At 74.0% G+C, this 15,320-nt stretch carries 14 protein-coding genes and 2 pseudogenes; 5 read left to right on the plus strand and 11 right to left on the minus strand.

What is annotated here, in order from left to right:
* Positions 1 to 5 precede the first annotated feature (5 nt).
* A pseudogene (locus O7595_RS33900) lies at positions 6 to 188 on the plus strand (recombinase family protein); the annotation flags it as partial.
* A gap of 389 nt (positions 189 to 577) precedes the next feature.
* Here O7595_RS33900 and O7595_RS18395 read toward each other — a convergent pair.
* The gene (locus O7595_RS18395) at positions 578 to 3,478 is read right to left on the minus strand and encodes a helicase-associated domain-containing protein (RefSeq protein ID WP_269729738.1); all 2,901 of its coding nucleotides are present in this window, start codon (positions 3,476 to 3,478) and stop codon (positions 578 to 580) included.
* A gap of 77 nt (positions 3,479 to 3,555) precedes the next feature.
* Between O7595_RS18395 and O7595_RS18400 the strand changes: the two genes are divergently transcribed.
* Both O7595_RS18400 and O7595_RS18405 read left to right on the plus strand, forming a co-directional pair.
* Complete coding sequence (locus tag O7595_RS18400) at positions 3,556 to 4,566, plus strand: hypothetical protein (RefSeq protein ID WP_269729739.1); 1,011 nt, start codon at positions 3,556 to 3,558, stop codon at positions 4,564 to 4,566.
* 183 nt (positions 4,567 to 4,749) lie between these two features.
* Positions 4,750 to 5,403: an HAD family hydrolase gene (locus O7595_RS18405; RefSeq protein ID WP_269729740.1), complete on the plus strand. Its 654-nt coding sequence runs from the start codon at positions 4,750 to 4,752 to the stop codon at positions 5,401 to 5,403.
* Positions 5,404 to 5,512: 109 nt separating this feature from the next.
* On the opposite strand, the gene O7595_RS18410 is transcribed toward O7595_RS18405, so the two are convergent.
* Positions 5,513 to 5,779, minus strand: coding sequence for a hypothetical protein (locus tag O7595_RS18410; RefSeq protein ID WP_269729741.1), 267 nt, complete (start codon positions 5,777 to 5,779; stop codon positions 5,513 to 5,515).
* A gap of 159 nt (positions 5,780 to 5,938) precedes the next feature.
* Between O7595_RS18410 and O7595_RS18415 the strand changes: the two genes are divergently transcribed.
* Positions 5,939 to 6,322 (plus strand): cold-shock protein, encoded by a 384-nt coding sequence (locus O7595_RS18415; protein ID WP_017946048.1) that lies wholly within the window; start codon positions 5,939 to 5,941, stop codon positions 6,320 to 6,322.
* Between the two features lie 57 nt (positions 6,323 to 6,379).
* Here the strand turns inward: O7595_RS18415 and O7595_RS18420 are convergent, their stop codons facing one another.
* The 4 genes and pseudogenes from O7595_RS18420 to O7595_RS18435 all read right to left on the minus strand — a co-directional run bounded on the left by O7595_RS18420 (position 6,380) and on the right by O7595_RS18435 (position 10,013).
* On the minus strand, positions 6,380 to 7,237 hold the full coding sequence (locus tag O7595_RS18420; protein WP_269729742.1) for a 1,4-dihydroxy-6-naphthoate synthase: 858 nt from the start codon (positions 7,235 to 7,237) through the stop codon (positions 6,380 to 6,382).
* Positions 7,234 to 7,956: a futalosine hydrolase gene (locus O7595_RS18425; protein ID WP_269729743.1), complete on the minus strand. Its 723-nt coding sequence runs from the start codon at positions 7,954 to 7,956 to the stop codon at positions 7,234 to 7,236. The genes O7595_RS18420 and O7595_RS18425 overlap by 4 nt, the downstream gene beginning before the upstream one ends.
* A gap of 23 nt (positions 7,957 to 7,979) precedes the next feature.
* Positions 7,980 to 8,459, minus strand: coding sequence for a DUF2771 domain-containing protein (locus tag O7595_RS18430; protein ID WP_269729744.1), 480 nt, complete (start codon positions 8,457 to 8,459; stop codon positions 7,980 to 7,982).
* Between the two features lie 185 nt (positions 8,460 to 8,644).
* Positions 8,645 to 10,013: pseudogene (locus O7595_RS18435) on the minus strand (MFS transporter).
* A 281-nt stretch (positions 10,014 to 10,294) separates the two neighbouring features.
* On the opposite strand from O7595_RS18435, the gene O7595_RS18440 reads away from it, so the two are divergent.
* Positions 10,295 to 11,206 (plus strand): DUF3027 domain-containing protein, encoded by a 912-nt coding sequence (locus O7595_RS18440; RefSeq protein WP_269729745.1) that lies wholly within the window; start codon positions 10,295 to 10,297, stop codon positions 11,204 to 11,206.
* 83 nt (positions 11,207 to 11,289) lie between these two features.
* Here O7595_RS18440 and O7595_RS18445 read toward each other — a convergent pair whose 3' ends face one another.
* From O7595_RS18445 to O7595_RS18465, 5 genes are all read right to left on the minus strand, one after another.
* Positions 11,290 to 12,237, minus strand: a complete 948-nt coding sequence (locus O7595_RS18445) for an NADP-dependent oxidoreductase (RefSeq protein ID WP_269729746.1) — start codon at positions 12,235 to 12,237, stop codon at positions 11,290 to 11,292.
* Positions 12,238 to 12,269: 32 nt separating this feature from the next.
* On the minus strand, positions 12,270 to 12,866 hold the full coding sequence (locus tag O7595_RS18450; protein ID WP_269729747.1) for an AAA family ATPase: 597 nt from the start codon (positions 12,864 to 12,866) through the stop codon (positions 12,270 to 12,272).
* On the minus strand, positions 12,863 to 13,666 hold the full coding sequence (locus O7595_RS18455) for an HAD family hydrolase (RefSeq protein WP_269729748.1): 804 nt from the start codon (positions 13,664 to 13,666) through the stop codon (positions 12,863 to 12,865). The genes O7595_RS18450 and O7595_RS18455 overlap by 4 nt, the downstream gene beginning before the upstream one ends.
* A 172-nt stretch (positions 13,667 to 13,838) precedes the next feature.
* Positions 13,839 to 14,150, minus strand: coding sequence for an acyl carrier protein (locus tag O7595_RS18460; RefSeq protein WP_269729749.1), 312 nt, complete (start codon positions 14,148 to 14,150; stop codon positions 13,839 to 13,841).
* A gap of 84 nt (positions 14,151 to 14,234) precedes the next feature.
* Positions 14,235 to 15,236, minus strand: a complete 1,002-nt coding sequence (locus O7595_RS18465; RefSeq protein ID WP_269729750.1) for a beta-ketoacyl-ACP synthase III — start codon at positions 15,234 to 15,236, stop codon at positions 14,235 to 14,237.
* Positions 15,237 to 15,320: the final 84 nt, after the last annotated feature.

The raw sequence follows: 15,320 nt of genomic DNA on the forward strand, positions 1-15,320 counted from the left end.
CGGGAATGCGCGCGGCCATCCATGTCCGCCTTTCGCGGGAAACAGAGAACTCTACCTCGCCGGAGCGTCAGCGTGCGGCCTGTGAGGCGCTGTGCACGGCCCGTGGCCGGCAGGCCATGGCCGTGGACGTCGACGTCTCCGGCTGCTCGCGTGGTCCTGACCGTCCTGGGCTTCAGCGGATCCTGGCCCGGCTCGGTGAGCGTGGAGGCCACCAGGAAGGCCGCCATCCGGCTCACCCCACGCTCGACTACGGCGTGGGTCCGCCGCCGGGATCGATGCCGGCCGCCGAGGCCCGTGCGGCCGTCGCGCCCGGGGACGCGGCTGCGGCGACGAGGGTGGTGGTGACACCACGCATGGAACGACCTTCCTTCCGGCTGTCCCGTGGCCCGACGGGCCCGGGTGCGTCAGTGGAACGGCGGGTGACTGCCCGTGGCCCGGAAGCGGCATGCCGAGGTCGTCCCTGGGTGGGGAATCGATCACTTTCGGGCGGGAATCCCCGCCGCTGTACGCATGGTTCGCGGAATCGCCGTGGCGTCCGGGGCGTCCGCCTCGTGCGGGCCGTGGGCGGGACGGGGGCTCAGGCCGGTTCGTCGGCGAGTTCGGCGACGCCGGTGATGCGGTGCAGGGGGTAGGTGCGCACCTCGTCGGCGGTGTGGTCGTACGCGGTGACGAATCCGCCTTCGACGCGGACCGGGGCGATGACCCGTTGGCTCGCGGCCCCGTCGGCGTTGACGTATCCGATCCAGATCGCGGACCCGGTGAGCGCGGCCGCCTGCACGGTCGCGAGGGTCTCGGCCGGGGTGGTGCGGGGCAGTTCGCCCGCACCGGTGTGCGGTGCCGGCTTCCGTACGGCCGTGGCGGCCAGGTCGCCCGCCCGGATCGCCTTCACCGCGGTGGCGAGCAGCGTGTCGTCCGGGGCGGGCGGCCCGTCCGGAACGGGCACCGGCGGGGTGCGGCGCGGGGTGCGGTGGGCGTCCGCGCGGATGATCAGCACATCGCCCTCCGCGGACTCCGCGGCCGGGGCGTACCCCATGGCCCGCAGCCCTTCGAGCAGCGTGGCCGGGTCGGCCTGGGCGGCCAGCACGGTGGGCGCGAGCCGGCGCATCCGCAGACCCCGGGAGCGGCGGTCGGCCGTGATCTCGTCGAGCAGCGCGTCGTCGTCGCAGCGGACGTAGGCGGAGGCGGCGCCGATGCGCAGATGGCCGTGCTTGCGGGCCACGTCGTCGATGAGGTAGCTCAGCGGCTGCGGCACCGGGGTACGGCTGTGCTTGGCGAGGAAGGCGTGCAGGTCCGCCGCGGCCTGCCCGGCGTCCAGGGCCCGCCGTACGGACGCCGGCGTAAACCGGTAGACCGTCGCGCCACCCTTCGATTCCACGTCCGCAAGGACGCCCAGGGCCTCCGCCAGCGGGCGCTCCAGCGGGCCCGGTGCGACGGCGGTGAGGTCCGCCTGGAGGAGTACGTGGTCGAGCGGTTCGGGCAGCAGGGGGGCGATCACCCCGGCGGCGAGAGCGGCCCGCGCGGCGAGAGCGGCGTGGCCGTGCGGGCCGGGCCGCGCGGGGCCGCTCCCGGCCGGCTCCCGCGGGGCGTCCGGCGTGCCCGGGACCGCGCCGGGGCCGGGCTGTCCTCCGGGGTGGTCGGCCGTCGCGGGAATCGGCGTCGCTGGGAGTGCCGTCGGGGGAAGTGTCGGGGTGGGAAGTTCCGTCGCGGCGGTCGCCGGGGTGGCCAGGAGGGTGCGGGCGGCGGTGGAGAGGGCACCGCGGCCGGTCAGTCCCAGGTGTTCCGCCTCGGCCAGGGTCCACATGGCGATGCGGGAGCGCAGATCGGAGGACTCGGGGAGGCCGGGAGTCGGTGCCGGGGTGCGGACCGGTCGCTCCCAGCGGAGCCGGGCGAGGACCGATTCCTGGTCCGGGGCGGCGCCCGAGGGCAGCTCGGCCAGCAGGGCCAGGACGCGGTGACGCACCTCGGGGGCGGCACCGCGGTCCAGGTCCGGGCCGAGCGCCGCGAGCGTTCGGCCCTTGGCGTCCTGGCCGCCGACCAGCCCGGGCGTCCGGGTGGCGGTGAGCCAGGCCGTCGCGAGGGCCGTCCAGCGCGAGGCCGCGGGCAGGTCCAGCCACTCGTCGTACGCGGGCGTCGGCGCGAACCGCTCCTCTCCCGTGGCCGTGCCGGCACGGGATGTACCCTCGCCGCCGTCGGAGGCGAGCAGGCCCGCCGCGTAGGCGAGTTCCAACCAGAACGAGGCGATCTGCTCGGAGACGTCGAGCGCGGCCGCGGTCCGCTTCAGATCGCGGACGCTCAGGCCGCCCGCCCGCAGCACCGCCGGCCCGCCCGTCTGCCAGTTCTTCAGCAGATCCTCGACGGTGGCGAGCGCGGTGTACGCCTGGCCTGCCGCCGTGCTGTCCACAATCTGTGGACGGTGTTCGGCGGCGACCCGGACCTCGGGCGCCACCGGTTCCGGTTCGCGGTGTGCCCGCCCGCCGCGCAGATGGAGCGCCACCTCGCGCGGCAGGACCACCGTCCGCGGCGACGAGGGCAGCAGCAGACCCCGGTCCCGCAGCCATCGCACCGGCGTCGAGTCCGCCGCGCCCGAGGAGTCGCCCGGCGGAGCCACCGTCCCGTACGGCGGGCCCCACACCAGACGGTCCAGTACCGCCAGCGCCTCCGCGGGCGCCGAGTCCAGCAGCGCCGTCATCCGGTCCCGTTCGGTGAACAGCGAGGTCAGCGACGCCACGGCCGACACCGGGTCATGGGTCGTCGGCAGCCCCGCGGCGGCGAGGATCTCCTGCAGCCGGCCCGGCGACATCCCCGAGGTGGCCTCGGCGACCGTCGGGCCGAGACCCGTCGGGGACGGGTGCTGAGGTGACGGCGCGAGCAGTTCGCGTGCGGTCCGCACCAGCCGCAGCCGGTCGTCGTCGCCCCAGACCAGCGCCTGCTCGCGCAGCACGCCGAGCGCGCGCGGGAGCGCCGCCTCGACCGCGGGGTCGCCGTCGTCGCCGCTGAGCAGTGCGAGCAGCGTCCCGTACGACGTGGGCTCCGCGGCCACGGCCAGGGCCTGGGCGGTCTGCTGGGCGAACCGGTCCAGCCGTTCCAGTGCCCTGACGACGGAGGCCCGGGTGCCGGCGCGGGTCGCGAGCTGCGTCAGGTCGTTCGGTACCGGGCTCAGCAGATCCGGGCGGGCGCGCAGCAGCGCGGCCAGCCCCCGGTCGCCGCGGTTCCGCAGGGCCTCGGCGAGGGTACGGGGCGGGGCCGCGGTGCGGTCGGCGGTGCCGGGGAGTGCGTCCGTGCCGCCGTGGGTGCCGGGCACCGAGTGCGCGGCCTCCCCGCCCCGGGTGTCCGCGGGCCTGCGCGCGGCGGCGCCGTCGTGCGGGCGTCCTGCCGCCCCGGTGGTGCCTCCCGCTTCGCGCGCGGGTCGTCCTGCCGGTGTCCCTGCGGACGTTCCTGCGGGCACGTGCGCCTCCCGATCGAGCTCACCGGTCCCCATCCGCCCCACGTTAGCCCCTGCCAAGGCGCTAACGTCAGGACCGGGCGCCGGGACGGGCGCGCTGTGGAGGGGCAACCGTGGGGATCGAGAGCGATCAGCTTGTCTTCGACTACCTGAGCCGGGTCGGCGATCTGGCGCAGCAGCGCCAGCTGCCGTCCGGCACCAGGATGCAGCTCGTGTCGTCGCTGCGTAACGAGATCGACCGGCAGCGCGCCAGGTACGGCACCGACAGCCCGGCGGCCGTCCAGCGCATTCTCGGACGGCTCGGCAGCCCCGACGAGGTGGTGGACGGGGCGAGCCCCGAGCACGGCCGCCGCCCCTCTCCGGACGGGACCGCCGGGACGGAGGCCGCCGCCGGGACGGCTCCCGCGTCCGTGCCCGAGCAGCGGTCGGGGGCGCCGGAGGCCGGAGCCGCGGGAGCGTCCGCCGCCGCGGCGGCCCCCGGAACGGTCCCGGGTGCCCGGGAACCCGAGTGGTGGCGGATCGAACGCGGGCGTTTCGAGGAGGCCGACTTCGGCGCGTTCGTCGGCGGGGTGGAGATCCCGGAGCTGCTGCGGCCACCGCGGAAGGACGAGGAGGACGGCGAGCGTGGCGGTGGCGGGCCGGAGAAGCCGGGCACGGCGCGGCGCCGACGGTTTCCGCGGTGGCGGCGCGCCGGGGCGGTGGGTGCCCCGGGTGCCGATGCCGCCGGTGCTTCCACGGGTGAGCCGCCGGTCGTGCCCGCGCCGTCCCGCGGGGGCGGCCGCCTCGCGCTCGGCAACCCCATGGTGCTGTTCGCCGCGATGCTCCTCGCCGTGGGCGCGGTCCTGGGCTCGCTGGTCGCCCTGGCCGGCGGCTGGCTGCTCGCCTACGCCACCCGCGCCCTCTCCCGCACCGAGGCGAAGTTCGCGGTCCTCGGCATCCCCGGGCTCGTCGCCACCAGCGCGGCGGTCTGGATCTGGGGCCGCGTCGAGGGCCGGTGGGGCGACCCGATCGCCCCGGGCGGCGACGCGATGCGGGAGGCGCTGACGGGGGCGTGGCCGTGGGTCGTGCGCGGCGCGGCGGTGGCGTCGGCCCTCTTCCTCCTCTGGCGCGCCCGCCGCCGCTGACGTCGCGCCTGCCGCCGCTGACGTCGCGCCTGCCGCCGCTGACGTCGCGCCTGCGGTGAGGCCGTGCGTCCGTGCGTCCGTGGTGGGGCGGGTGCGGTGAGGCCGTGCGTCCGTGGTGGGGCGGGTGCGGGATGGGGCGGTGTGGTCACCCGTCACCCCGGGCACTCCAGGGCCCCGGGCACAATGGCACCCATGGCCGCCTCGGAACCGCTGACCCGACCGCTCACCATCGGCTTCGACCTCGACATGACGCTGATCGACTCGCGTCCCGGCATCCGGGCCGCCTACCGGGCGCTCTCCGCGGAGACCGGCGTGTGGATAGACGCCGACCTCGCGGTCACCCGGCTGGGGCCGCCGCTGGAGCAGGAGCTCGCGCACTGGTTCCCGGACGACCGGATCCTGGAGATGGGCGACCGCTACCGCGAGCTCTACCCCGAGTACGCCATATCCCCGACCCCGGCGATGCCCGGCGCCCGGGAGGCCGTCGCCGCGGTCCAGGCGCTCGGCGGGCGCGCGATCGTCGTCACCGCCAAGCACGAGCCGAACGCCAAGACGCATCTCGCCCATCTCGGCATCGAGCCCGACGAAGTCATCGGATGGCTGTGGGCGGAGGCCAAGGGGGAGGCGTTGCGCGAGCACGACGCCCGGGTGTACGTGGGCGACCACGTCGGCGACGTACGGGGCGCGCGCACCGCGGGGGCGCTGTCGGTCGCCGTGCCGACCGGTCCGTGCGACGAGTTGGAGCTGCGCGAGGCGGGCGCGGACGTCGTCCTCCCCGACCTCACCGCGTTCCCCGCCTGGCTCGCCGGGTACGCGGGCTCGGCAGCGACAGCCTGATGAGAGCCGCTGTCCGGTGGAGGACGGCAGCCCTCACGCACCGGCGGGGACCGCTGCTCTCGCACCGGCGGGGACCGCGGCGGGGCTGCCCGGCGTTGAACCGCTGCGCCTACACGGAGGGGGCGGACGGCGCGGACGGGCGCGCCGCACGGCGCTGCGCGGCGATCGACCGGAGCACACCGATGCCCGCGACCAGGAAGCCGACGCCCATCAGCATGCTCACGAGGTACGCGGCCGTCGGAAACGGCTCGGTGCCGAGGAACAGAGGGGCCACGGTGACGAGAGTGGCCACGGCGCCGATGATGAAGACGATCGCGCCGGCACGGACCAGCCCGTCGCCGGGACCGGCCGAATTCGCTTGGGTTTCATGAGTCACCCGACCAGGGTAGTTCCCAGCGCGTAGGAACCACCGGGGACGTCTTGTCAGTGGCCCCCGGACCATTAGCCTTGTGTGGTGGCGGGTCGGGCGGCCCGCTGCAGTGCTATCCAGACCGTTTTTTCGCAATTCCCGACGAGTACGAGGACGAGGACAGACGTGCCTACCGGCAAGGTCAAGTGGTTCAACAGCGAGAAGGGCTTCGGCTTTCTCTCCCGCGACGACGGCGGCGACGTCTTCGTCCACTCGTCGGTGCTTCCTGACGGAGTCGACAGCCTGAAGCCCGGTCAGCGGGTCGAGTTCGGCGTCGTCGCGGGACAGCGCGGTGACCAGGCACTCTCGGTCACGGTTCTCGACCCGACCCCCTCCGTGGCCGCCGCACAGCGCCGCAAGCCGGACGAGCTGGCGTCGATCGTGCAGGACCTGACGACGCTCCTGGAGAACATCACCCCGCAGCTGGAGCGGGGCCGCTACCCGGACAAGGCCCACGGCAAGAAGATCGCGGGCCTGCTGCGCGCGGTCGCCGACCAGCTCGACGTCTGACCGTCGCGGCGCCGCCCCTCCGGAGGGGCGGCGCCGCGGTCGGCCGAGGTCCGCGCGTCAGAGGCGGTGCGGCCGGACGAAGGACAACGCCTCGCGGCCGAGGGGAGGTACGAGCCCCTCGGCCGCGGCACGCGTGAGGAGGCCGCGGACGGCCGCGTAACCCGCCTCGCCGAGGTCGGCGGTGAACTCGTTGACGTAGAGCCCGATGTGCTGGTCGGCGACGGCCGGGTCCATCTCCTGGGCGTGCTCCATCACGTACGGGCGCGACGCCAACGGGTCGTCCCAGGCCATGCGGACGGACGTGCGAGCGGATTCGGCAAGGAGGTCCAGCAGCTCCGGGCCCAGCGAACGCTTGGCGATGATCGCGCCGAGCGGGATCGGCAGTCCGGTCGTGGTCTCCCAGTGCTCTCCCATGTCGGCCAGGCAGTTCAGGCCGTACTCCTGATAGGTGAACCGCGCCTCGTGGATCACGAGTCCGGCGTCCACCTTGCCGTCCCGCACGGCCGGCATGATCTCGTGGAACGGCAGGACGACGACCCGGCCGACCCCCTCCGGCAGCACGTCCGCGGCCCACAGCCGGAACAGCAGGTACGCCGTCGACCTCTCGCTCGGCACGGCTACGGTCGCGTCGCTCAGGTCCGTGCCCGGCTCCCGGGTGAGCACGAGCGGGCCGCAGCCCCGGCCCAGCGCGCCGCCACAGGGCAGCAGCGCGTACTCGTCGAGGACGTACGGCAGCACCGCGTAGGAGACCTTCAGGACGTCGAACTCACCGCGCTCGGCCATGCCGTTGGTGATGTCGATGTCCGCGAACGTCACGTCGAGGCGGGGCGCGCCCGGGACCCGTCCGTGCGCCCATGCGTCGAAGACGAACGTGTCGTTCGGGCAGGGCGAGTAGGCGATCTTGATCTTGCTCATCGGGCCTCCTCCTCGAGGACGGGGCGCAGCAGCCGGAAAGCGTTCCGCAGGGCGTCCAGGGCCTCGCCGATGCGCCAGGCCGCCCGGTCTCGGGGGCCGACGGCGTTGGACACGGCGCGGATCTCGACGACGGGAACGCCGTGCGTCGCGGCGGCCTCGGCCACCCCGAACCCCTCCATCGCCTCGACGGCGGCGCGGGGGTGACGTGCGGTCAGCTCGGCGGCGCGGTCGGCGGTGCCGGTGACGGTCGACACCGTGAGGACGGGCCCGTGTACCGCGCCCAGTGCCTCGGCGATCCGCTCCGACAGCGCGGCGGGCGGGTGCACGGAACGCCCGAAGCCCAGTTCCTCGACCGGCAGGTGCCCGTCGGGTGTCTGCGCGCCCAGGTCGGCGGCGACGATCGCGTCCGCGACCACGAGCGTGACCGGCGGGGCGATGCCCGCGAAACCGCCGCCGATCCCGGCGGACACGACCAGGTCGTACGCGGGAGCGCCGGGCGCGGCCGCCGTCGCGGCCGTCAGTGCCGTGGCCGTCGCCGCGGCCGCCGCTGCGGGACCGACGCCCCCGGCCATGACGTCCACCGTCGTCCCCGCGCCCGCGCAGCGGTGCAGGGTGTGACCGCCCGGGATGCGGTGGGCGGTCACGGGGCCGCCGGGGGCGAGCCCGGCGGCGGCGGAGTCGGCCTCCGCCCGCACCGCGGTGACGACGAGTACGCGCATGGCTGAGCCGTTACGGTCGGCGCTCAGTCCTGGGCGAGCTTGAAGTGCCAGATTCCGGTCAGCTTCTTGCCCGAGGTCTCCACGATGGACACCTGCGCGGAACTGGAGGGCTCACCGGTCGTCGGGCTGGTGAAGAAGGCGCTGGCCGGGATCGTCCGGTACGTCTTGTGGTACGGCTCCTGCTCGGCGCGTTCGCCGCCGATGAAGATCGTCCAGCCGTTCTCGGCGATCTCGGGCTCGACACCGAAGCGGATCTTGTCGTCCGGCGCGACGGTGATGGACTTCTCGGCCTTCTCGTTGAGGCAGTCCTGGATCTGCGACTCCTTGATGGCCCGGCCGTCGTTGTAGCAGGCGGCTTCGGTGTGCACCGAGGTCGTCCCGACCGTCACGGTCGCGAGCGGCGTCGGCTTGTCGCAGGCGGAGAGTACGAGGAGGCCGGCGGACACGGCGCCGAGGGCGGCGGCGGCCCGGCGGCGCTTGCCGGAGAGGAACGCAACGGTCATGGTCCGAAGGCTATCGGGCGCCCGGTGTCCCGCAGCGCGGGGGTGCGGCGTGGCGTCCCCGATGGCTCCGCCCGCCCGCCCGTCCGCAGGTCCGCCCGTCCACCCTGCGCCGTCCGCGACCCCCGGCCGCGGGTCTCGCCGCGCCCCGGTGGGACCCGTGCTCCGGAGCCCACCGTGCGGCCGCCTCACCGTACGCGGGGCGCCACCGTGATCCGCGTCGGCGCCGTCGTGCTGCGTCGGGACGCCACGAGCAGTCCGCGCAGCGCCAGCACCGCGCCCAGTGCCAGGATGCCCGCCGCCATGGACATGCCCACCACGCCGTTCAGGGGCAGCGAGATCCCGATCGCCCCGCCGACCACCCACGACATCTGCAGGAGCGTCTCCGAGCGGGCGAAGGCCGAGGTCCGTACCGACTCCGGGACGTCGCGCTGGATCATCGCGTCCAGGGACAGCTTCGACAGCGCCTGGGAAAGCCCGGCCACCGCGCCCAGCACCGCCACCATCAGCGGACTGAAGAACACCGCCGCGAGCACCGCCGCGGACAGCGCCAGCGTCAGTCCCGTGGCGACGATCACCTCCGGAGGCCGGTTGCGCACCCACGCTCCGATCGCCGTTCCGCAGGCGTTCCCGATCCCCGCGGCGACGCCCACCATCACCAGCGAGGCGGCCGCGCTCTGCCCCGCCAGCGGATGGACGCGCAGCAGGAAGGCCAGGAAGAAGATGAGGAAACCCGACAGCATGCGGTGGGCCACGTTCGCCTGGAGTCCGTGCAGCACGGACGGGCCGACGGTCCGCAGACTCGGCTTCCGCTCGCCGTGCGTCAGGATGTGCGCCTTCCGTTCGCCCTTCGCCGAGTCGACCTTGGGCGGCATGCTCAACGAGAGGAACGTGCCCGCGGCGAAGATCGCGCACGCGCCGTACAGCGGCCAGGCGGGGCCGATCTGCTGGAGGGCCGGCGCCGATCGGCGCGGCGATGCCCGTGGCCAGCAGCCCGGCCAGCGTCACCCGCGAGTTCGCCTTCACCAGGGCGAACCCCGTCGGCAGCAGACGCGGCACGACGGCGCTGCGGATCACCCCGTACGCCTTCGAGCACACCAGTACGCCGAGTGCCGCCGGGTACAGCTCGATGCCGCCCGTCGCGACCGCGCCCGACATGGTCAGTGCCAGCAGCGCGCGGGCCGTCATCGTGCCCGCCATCGCCGCACGGCGGCCGTGCGGAACATGGTCCAGCAGCGGGCCGATCACCGGGGCCAGCAGCGTGAACGGCGCCATGGTGATCGCCAGGTAGAGCGCGACCCGCCCGCGGGCCTCGTCGGTGGGGACGGAGAAGAACACGGTCGACGCCAGTGCGACGGTGATCATGACGTCGCCGGCGCCGTTGACCGCGTGCAGTTCGATCAGCTTGCCCAGTCCGGACTCGCCCGCGCCGTGCGCGTGGGTGGCCCGCCGGATGCCTCTGGCCGTTCGGGTGAACGGCAGGTGCAGGGCGCGGCCGACGGCTCGGCACGCCCTGCTCAGCGGCCCGGGAGCGCCGGACGACCTCGCGGCTGTCACGTCGTCATAGTGCCCTACGCGCAGCCGACCCGAACCGGGATTCGGACGGGCAGGTGGGCGGCGCGCCACAGAGGGGGTAGCGTGCGTAGCGCGCCACCGGCGGTAGTTCCCGGCCGCGCGCCTTTTCGCCATCCCGCAGAATGGGTGACGGTAGGTGTGCCCGAGACAGAGTGCCCGGGTGCGGACGTCGATGCGGCCCTCTGGTCCGCTCCGCCCGCTGCTCGTACATCGCGAATCGGCCAGGCGCACCCGTGAGACGGCGTAGGAGAGAAGCGAGACCTGTGAGTGCTGCGACGACGCGAAGCCGTACCCCCGACCGTCTGTGCGCCGAGGCGGTAGACCTCGCCCGGGCGGCCGCCGACGAGGCCGCCGCGCCCGGGGTGGTGGGTGAGCACGTCTCGCTCGCGTCCGAGGGCGACCGGGTCGTCACCCATTTCTTCGAGTGCCAGGAGGCCGGCTACCGGGGCTGGCGCTGGGCCGTCACGGTGGCCCGCGCGTCCCGCGCGAAGAACGTCACGGTCGACGAGGCCGTGCTCCTGCCGGGTCCGGACGCGCTGCTCGCGCCGGAGTGGGTGCCGTGGAGCGAGCGGCTGCGGCCTGGTGACCTCGGGCCGGGCGATCTGCTGCCCACGGACGCGGAGGACCTGCGGCTCGAGCCCGGCTATTCGGGTGAGGACGCGCCGCCACCGAACGCGGCGGTCTCCGAGGAGATGGCCGACCGCGTCGACGCCGAGGACGCGGAGATCGTGACCCGCGCCCCGTCACGCGGTGCGATCGCCTCCGTGGCCGAGGAACTCGGCATGCGCCGGGCGCGGGTCCTCTCCCGCTACGGCCTGCACGTCGCCGCGGACCGCTGGGAGGACTCCTTCGGCGCGAAGACGCCGATGGCGCAGGCCGCGCCGGCGTCGTGCCAGTCCTGCGGCTTCCTGATGCCGCTGTCGGGGTCGCTCAAGCAGGCGTTCGGGGTGTGCGCGAACGAGTTCTCCCCCGCGGACGGGCGGGTCGTGTCGCTGTCGTACGGGTGCGGCGGGCACTCCGAGGCGGCGGTCATGCCGAAGCCGCCGCGGCCGGCGCCGCCGGTGCTCGACTCGATGCGGTCGGACGACTTCCCGCTCCGTCCGGCACCGGACAGCGGCTCGGTCCCGGACCACGTGGAGGCGACCGCGCAGGACGAGGACCTGGGTCACTCGTAGGTCCCTCGCGGGTTCCTCTCCGGCGAAGTCACCGCCCGGCCCGCGGGTCGGCGCCCCGGGCGGCGGCCCGGGGCGCCGCCCGGTCAGAAGGCCACGATCAGCCGGCCGCGGACCCCGCCCTCCTCCAGCAGGCGGTGTGCCCTCGCGACCTCCGAAGGGGGGAGCACCTCGGCCGTGCGAGGCGTGAGGACACCCCGCTCCGCGAGAGCGGCGAGTTCCTGGAGCGCGGCGGCTCTGCCGGGGTGGTCCACGACGAACGCCTGGTGCACCTGGATGCCCCGCGTGGCGGGTGCGTCGTAGGGACGGCACTTGACGAGTCCACCGCCGTCACGGACGGCGGACAGCGCGGGTTCACCGAGGACGGCGGCGTCGATGAGCCCGTCTGCCCCGTCCGGCACTGCCCTACGGTACGCGGCGACGGTTTCGGCCGGGTTCGCCCCACGGGTCACGACGAGGTCCGCGCCGAGTCGGGTGAGCAGCGCCCGGTCCGCCTCGTACGCGTCGGCCACGACCCGCAGCCCGCGGTGCCTGGCGAGCTGCACGGCGTATCCGCCGAGCGCACCGGCGCCGCCGGTGACGGCGAGTGTCGCGCCGGGGGGCAGGGCGAGGAGTCCGAGGGCCTGGTGTGCGGTGAGGCCGTTCATGGGGAGGCCGGCAGCGTCGACGAGAGGCACGGACTCCGGCACGCGTACGACCTGATCGGCCGGAACGCTGATCGACTCCGCCTGCGCCCCGCCGAGTGCGGTGAAGGGGTTGACGAAGGCCATCACGCGGTCGCCGACCGAGAAGCCCGTGACCCCCGGCCCCGTCTCCTCGAGATGGCCGGAGGCGTCCATCCCCGGGATGAACGGCGGGGTGAACGGTGACATGTATGCGGCGAGTTCACCCGACCGCAGCATGAGGTCGGTGGGGTTCACGGCGGCCGCCGTCACGCGTATGCGCACATGGCCGGGGACGGTGGGGGGCTCGGGGCGTTCGACGACGGCGAGGACGTCGGGAGCGCCGTAGGTGCTGATGCCGATCGCGTGCATGGTGTGGAGCTCTCCGTGGTTCGGGTTCGCGGTCAGTGGTGCTGCGGGAGTGCGAGTGGGATGAGGGCGGCCAGTCGTTCGTCCGGTGTGCCGGTGAGGGTGTGCACGATCGCGCCCGCCCCGTCGAGGGTGTCGAGCAGCAGTCGGTCGGAGAGGGCCCGGAACCTCTCGCTGACGGGTGCGACCGCGTCGTTCAGCGGGAACTCCACCGGCAGATGCACGAAAGCGTCGTATCCGCACATGGCCTGGTGCAGGGCCTCGTGCCCGATGTGGGAGAGGACGTCCTGGTACGGGCCCGACGACGAACCGACCGCCTCGTACGGCACGTGGTCGGCGGGGTGCAGGCCGACGGCGAGGCGCACGGTGGCGTAGACCCACTCGTGGAGGAGGGATCCGTCGGACAGGAAGCCCCGGGGGTGGCGGGCCTCGGCGAGGAGACGCTCCGCGTACCGGCGCACGACGAGCTGCACGAGCTCCGCCTCCGTCGTCTCCTCCAACGACTTGGCGGCGCCCCTGGTGGGGTCGCGCATCGGGCTGCCGTGGGCTGACGGAAGCGCTGTGGCGCGGCCGGCCGCCGTGATGAGAGTGGTCTTGCCCGCGCCGTAGGCGCCGACGACTGCGAGTCTCACGATGCGCGGGGCCTTTCCGGGGCGGGGAGTGCGAGCAGGTCGGCCGACGGGTACGTCGGCGGAGGGGGCAGCGGGGCCGGTTCCGGTGCTCCCGGCAGGAATCGCCATCCCGCCCGGCTGCCGATCTCCCGCAGCTCCGGGTCGCGGCCGACGACCACGGCCTTCCCGGCGGTCGCGAGCAGCGGCGCGTCGGAGACGTGGTCGCCGTAGGCCGTGGAGGCGTCCAGGTCGACGCGGTGCGCGGCGGCGAAGAGGCGCACGGCGTCGGCCTTGGCCCGGCCGATCATGGGCTGGTTGGGCCGGTTCACCAGCCTCCCCGTGTACGTGCGGGACAGCGGGTCGATCTCCGGCTCCGTGCAGAGCACGTGGTGCGCTCCGACGTGGTGCTGCAGAGGCTCCAGCAGGGCGGGGAAGGAGCCGGACACGAGGACGACGAGGTCGCCGCTCGCCCGGTGTGCCCGCAGGCGGCCCAGTACGGGGTCGTTGAAGAGCCCTCCGAGCGCGAGTTCGGCGTCGAACCAGTCGCGGGCGAGCCGGGCGATGTGTTCCGTGCGGGTTCCCGTATAGAGCGCGAAGTAGGCACGGTTGGTCTCCTCGCGCCCGACGCCCGCGGCCGTCATGGCCTTGAGGCGCTGTCTGTCCTGGACGAGGTGGTGCGCCGGACGGGCGTCGGCGGCATACCAGTACGCCAGGAAGCGGAAGAGGCCGGCGGAGGTGGTCAGGGTGTGGTCGACGTCGAAGAACGCGGCGCGGGCGACGGCTCGGGGGCGCCGGCCGGAGCGGATCGGACTGTCGGTCATGCGGCCGTCCTGTGGGTCGGTGCGGACTGGGGCGGATGACGTACGGGCAGGTTGACGCTTCGTGGCGGAGGGGCTGGGGCGCGACCGCACGGCGGTGTCCCGGAAGGCCGGCGGGCGCGCCCGTTTCACGTCAGTACTGCGGAGGGGCCGCGCCGTGGCGGACCGGGTGGTGTCAGACGCGTGCGCCGGCCTCGACGAGCACTCTTGCGGCTCTGGCCGTCGTCCCGGCCTCGTGGAGGACCTCGTCCGAGATCTCGATGCCGAAACGACTGCTCAGATCCACGGCCACCTCCACGAGCACCAGGGAGTCGAAGCCGAGCATGTCGAATTCCGTGTCGGCGGTGGTGGTGTCCGCGGGCGCCTCGTACTTCTCCCTGAGGATTCCGAGGACGACTTCGGCGACGGCCGCGACGGCGGCGGAGTCGGCGGGAGACGCTCCCTTGGCGGTGTTCGGGTCGGCGGAGGTGCTGATGGTCGTGCTCATGTGATGTCGGTCCTTCGCTTTCGCTGTGGTGGGGTGAGGATCGAGAGGTGGTCGGCCGCCGATGGGCGCCCGTGCCCGCCGCGTTCAGACGGGCGAGATGTCCGGCCAGGTCAGCGCGGCGGATCCCCAGGTCAGACCGCCCCCGAAGGCAGTGAGCAGGACCCGGTCGCCGGGCGCGATCTGGCCGGTCGCGTCGGCGAGGGCCAAGGGAATGGACGCGGCCGACGTGTTGCCCACCCGGTCGATGTTGATCACCGCGCGTTGGGAGTCGATGCCGAGCTGTTCGGCGACGGCCCGCAGGATCCGGACGTTGGCCTGGTGGCCGACGAGGTGGTTCACGCTCTCCACGGACCAGCCGATGTGCTCGAGGAGCGCCGCCGAGGAGCCCGCCATGCGGCGGACGGCGCTGGCGAACACCTTCTTGCCCTGCATCGCGAAGTAACGTTCCTCCGCTTCCGGTTCCTGGTGGGTGGACCGCTGCCGCGACCCCCCGCCGGGGATCCAGATGAGGTCCTTGTTGGCTCCGTCGGTCCCGAGGTCGAAACCGGCGAAGGAGCCGAGTTGTCCCGCATCGCCCCTCCGGAGTACGGCTGCTCCGGCCCCGTCGCCGAAGATGACCGAGGTGGTGCGGTCGTGCGGGTTGAGGATCGTGGAGTAGGTTTCCGCGCCGATCACCAGAGCGGTGTCGACCCGGCCGGCTTCGATGGCGTTGGCGGCCACTTCCAGCGCGTAGACGAACCCGGAGCACACTGCCGAGATGTCGTACGCGGCGGCCTGTCCCAGAGCCAGGCGGGCCGCCACGTCCGGGGCGGTGGCCGGGCAGGGGTGGTCGGGCGTGGTGGTGGCCAGGACGACAAGGCCGACATCGGCCCCCAGGCCGAGACCTGCGGACTTCAGTGCGCGGTGACCGGCCTCCGTGGCGAGGTCGCCGGTGGACTGGCCGGTGTCGGCCCAGCGGCGCTGCCGGATGCCGGTCCGGGTGCGGATCCACTCGTCGGATGTGTCGAAACGGTCGGCGAGCTCCTCGTTGGAGACCCGTCGAGGCGGAAGGTAGGTGCCCAGTCCCCCGAGAATTGCCGCGGGCATTCATATCCTCCAGTCGGTGGTGTCGGGCCCGGCGGGCGGGGTCGTTCACACGGCTCCTGAACGCCGTGCCCCGCCCGCCGCACC

Origin of the sequence: Streptomyces sp. WMMC940 (genome assembly GCF_027460265.1) — a bacterium.
In the GTDB taxonomy this organism is placed as follows: Bacteria; Actinomycetota; Actinomycetes; order Streptomycetales; family Streptomycetaceae; genus Streptomyces.

What these genes read in the sequence shown, in the direction of transcription:
- O7595_RS18425 (WP_269729743.1), bottom strand. Translation starts at nt 7,956, where the DNA reads ATGCGCGTACTCGTCGTCACCGCGGTGCGGGCGGAGGCCGACTCCGCC.
- O7595_RS18445 (WP_269729746.1), bottom strand. Translation starts at nt 12,237, where the DNA reads ATGCACGCGATCGGCATCAGCACCTACGGCGCTCCCGACGTCCTCGCC.
- O7595_RS18430 (WP_269729744.1), bottom strand. Translation starts at nt 8,459, where the DNA reads ATGACCGTTGCGTTCCTCTCCGGCAAGCGCCGCCGGGCCGCCGCCGCC.
- O7595_RS18460 (WP_269729749.1), bottom strand. Translation starts at nt 14,150, where the DNA reads ATGAGCACGACCATCAGCACCTCCGCCGACCCGAACACCGCCAAGGGA.
- O7595_RS18465 (WP_269729750.1), bottom strand. Translation starts at nt 15,236, where the DNA reads ATGCCCGCGGCAATTCTCGGGGGACTGGGCACCTACCTTCCGCCTCGA.
- O7595_RS18455 (WP_269729748.1), bottom strand. Translation starts at nt 13,666, where the DNA reads ATGACCGACAGTCCGATCCGCTCCGGCCGGCGCCCCCGAGCCGTCGCC.
- O7595_RS18395 (WP_269729738.1), bottom strand. Translation starts at nt 3,478, where the DNA reads ATGGGGACCGGTGAGCTCGATCGGGAGGCGCACGTGCCCGCAGGAACG.
- O7595_RS18420 (WP_269729742.1), bottom strand. Translation starts at nt 7,237, where the DNA reads ATGAGCAAGATCAAGATCGCCTACTCGCCCTGCCCGAACGACACGTTC.
- O7595_RS18405 (WP_269729740.1), top strand. Translation starts at nt 4,750, where the DNA reads ATGGCACCCATGGCCGCCTCGGAACCGCTGACCCGACCGCTCACCATC.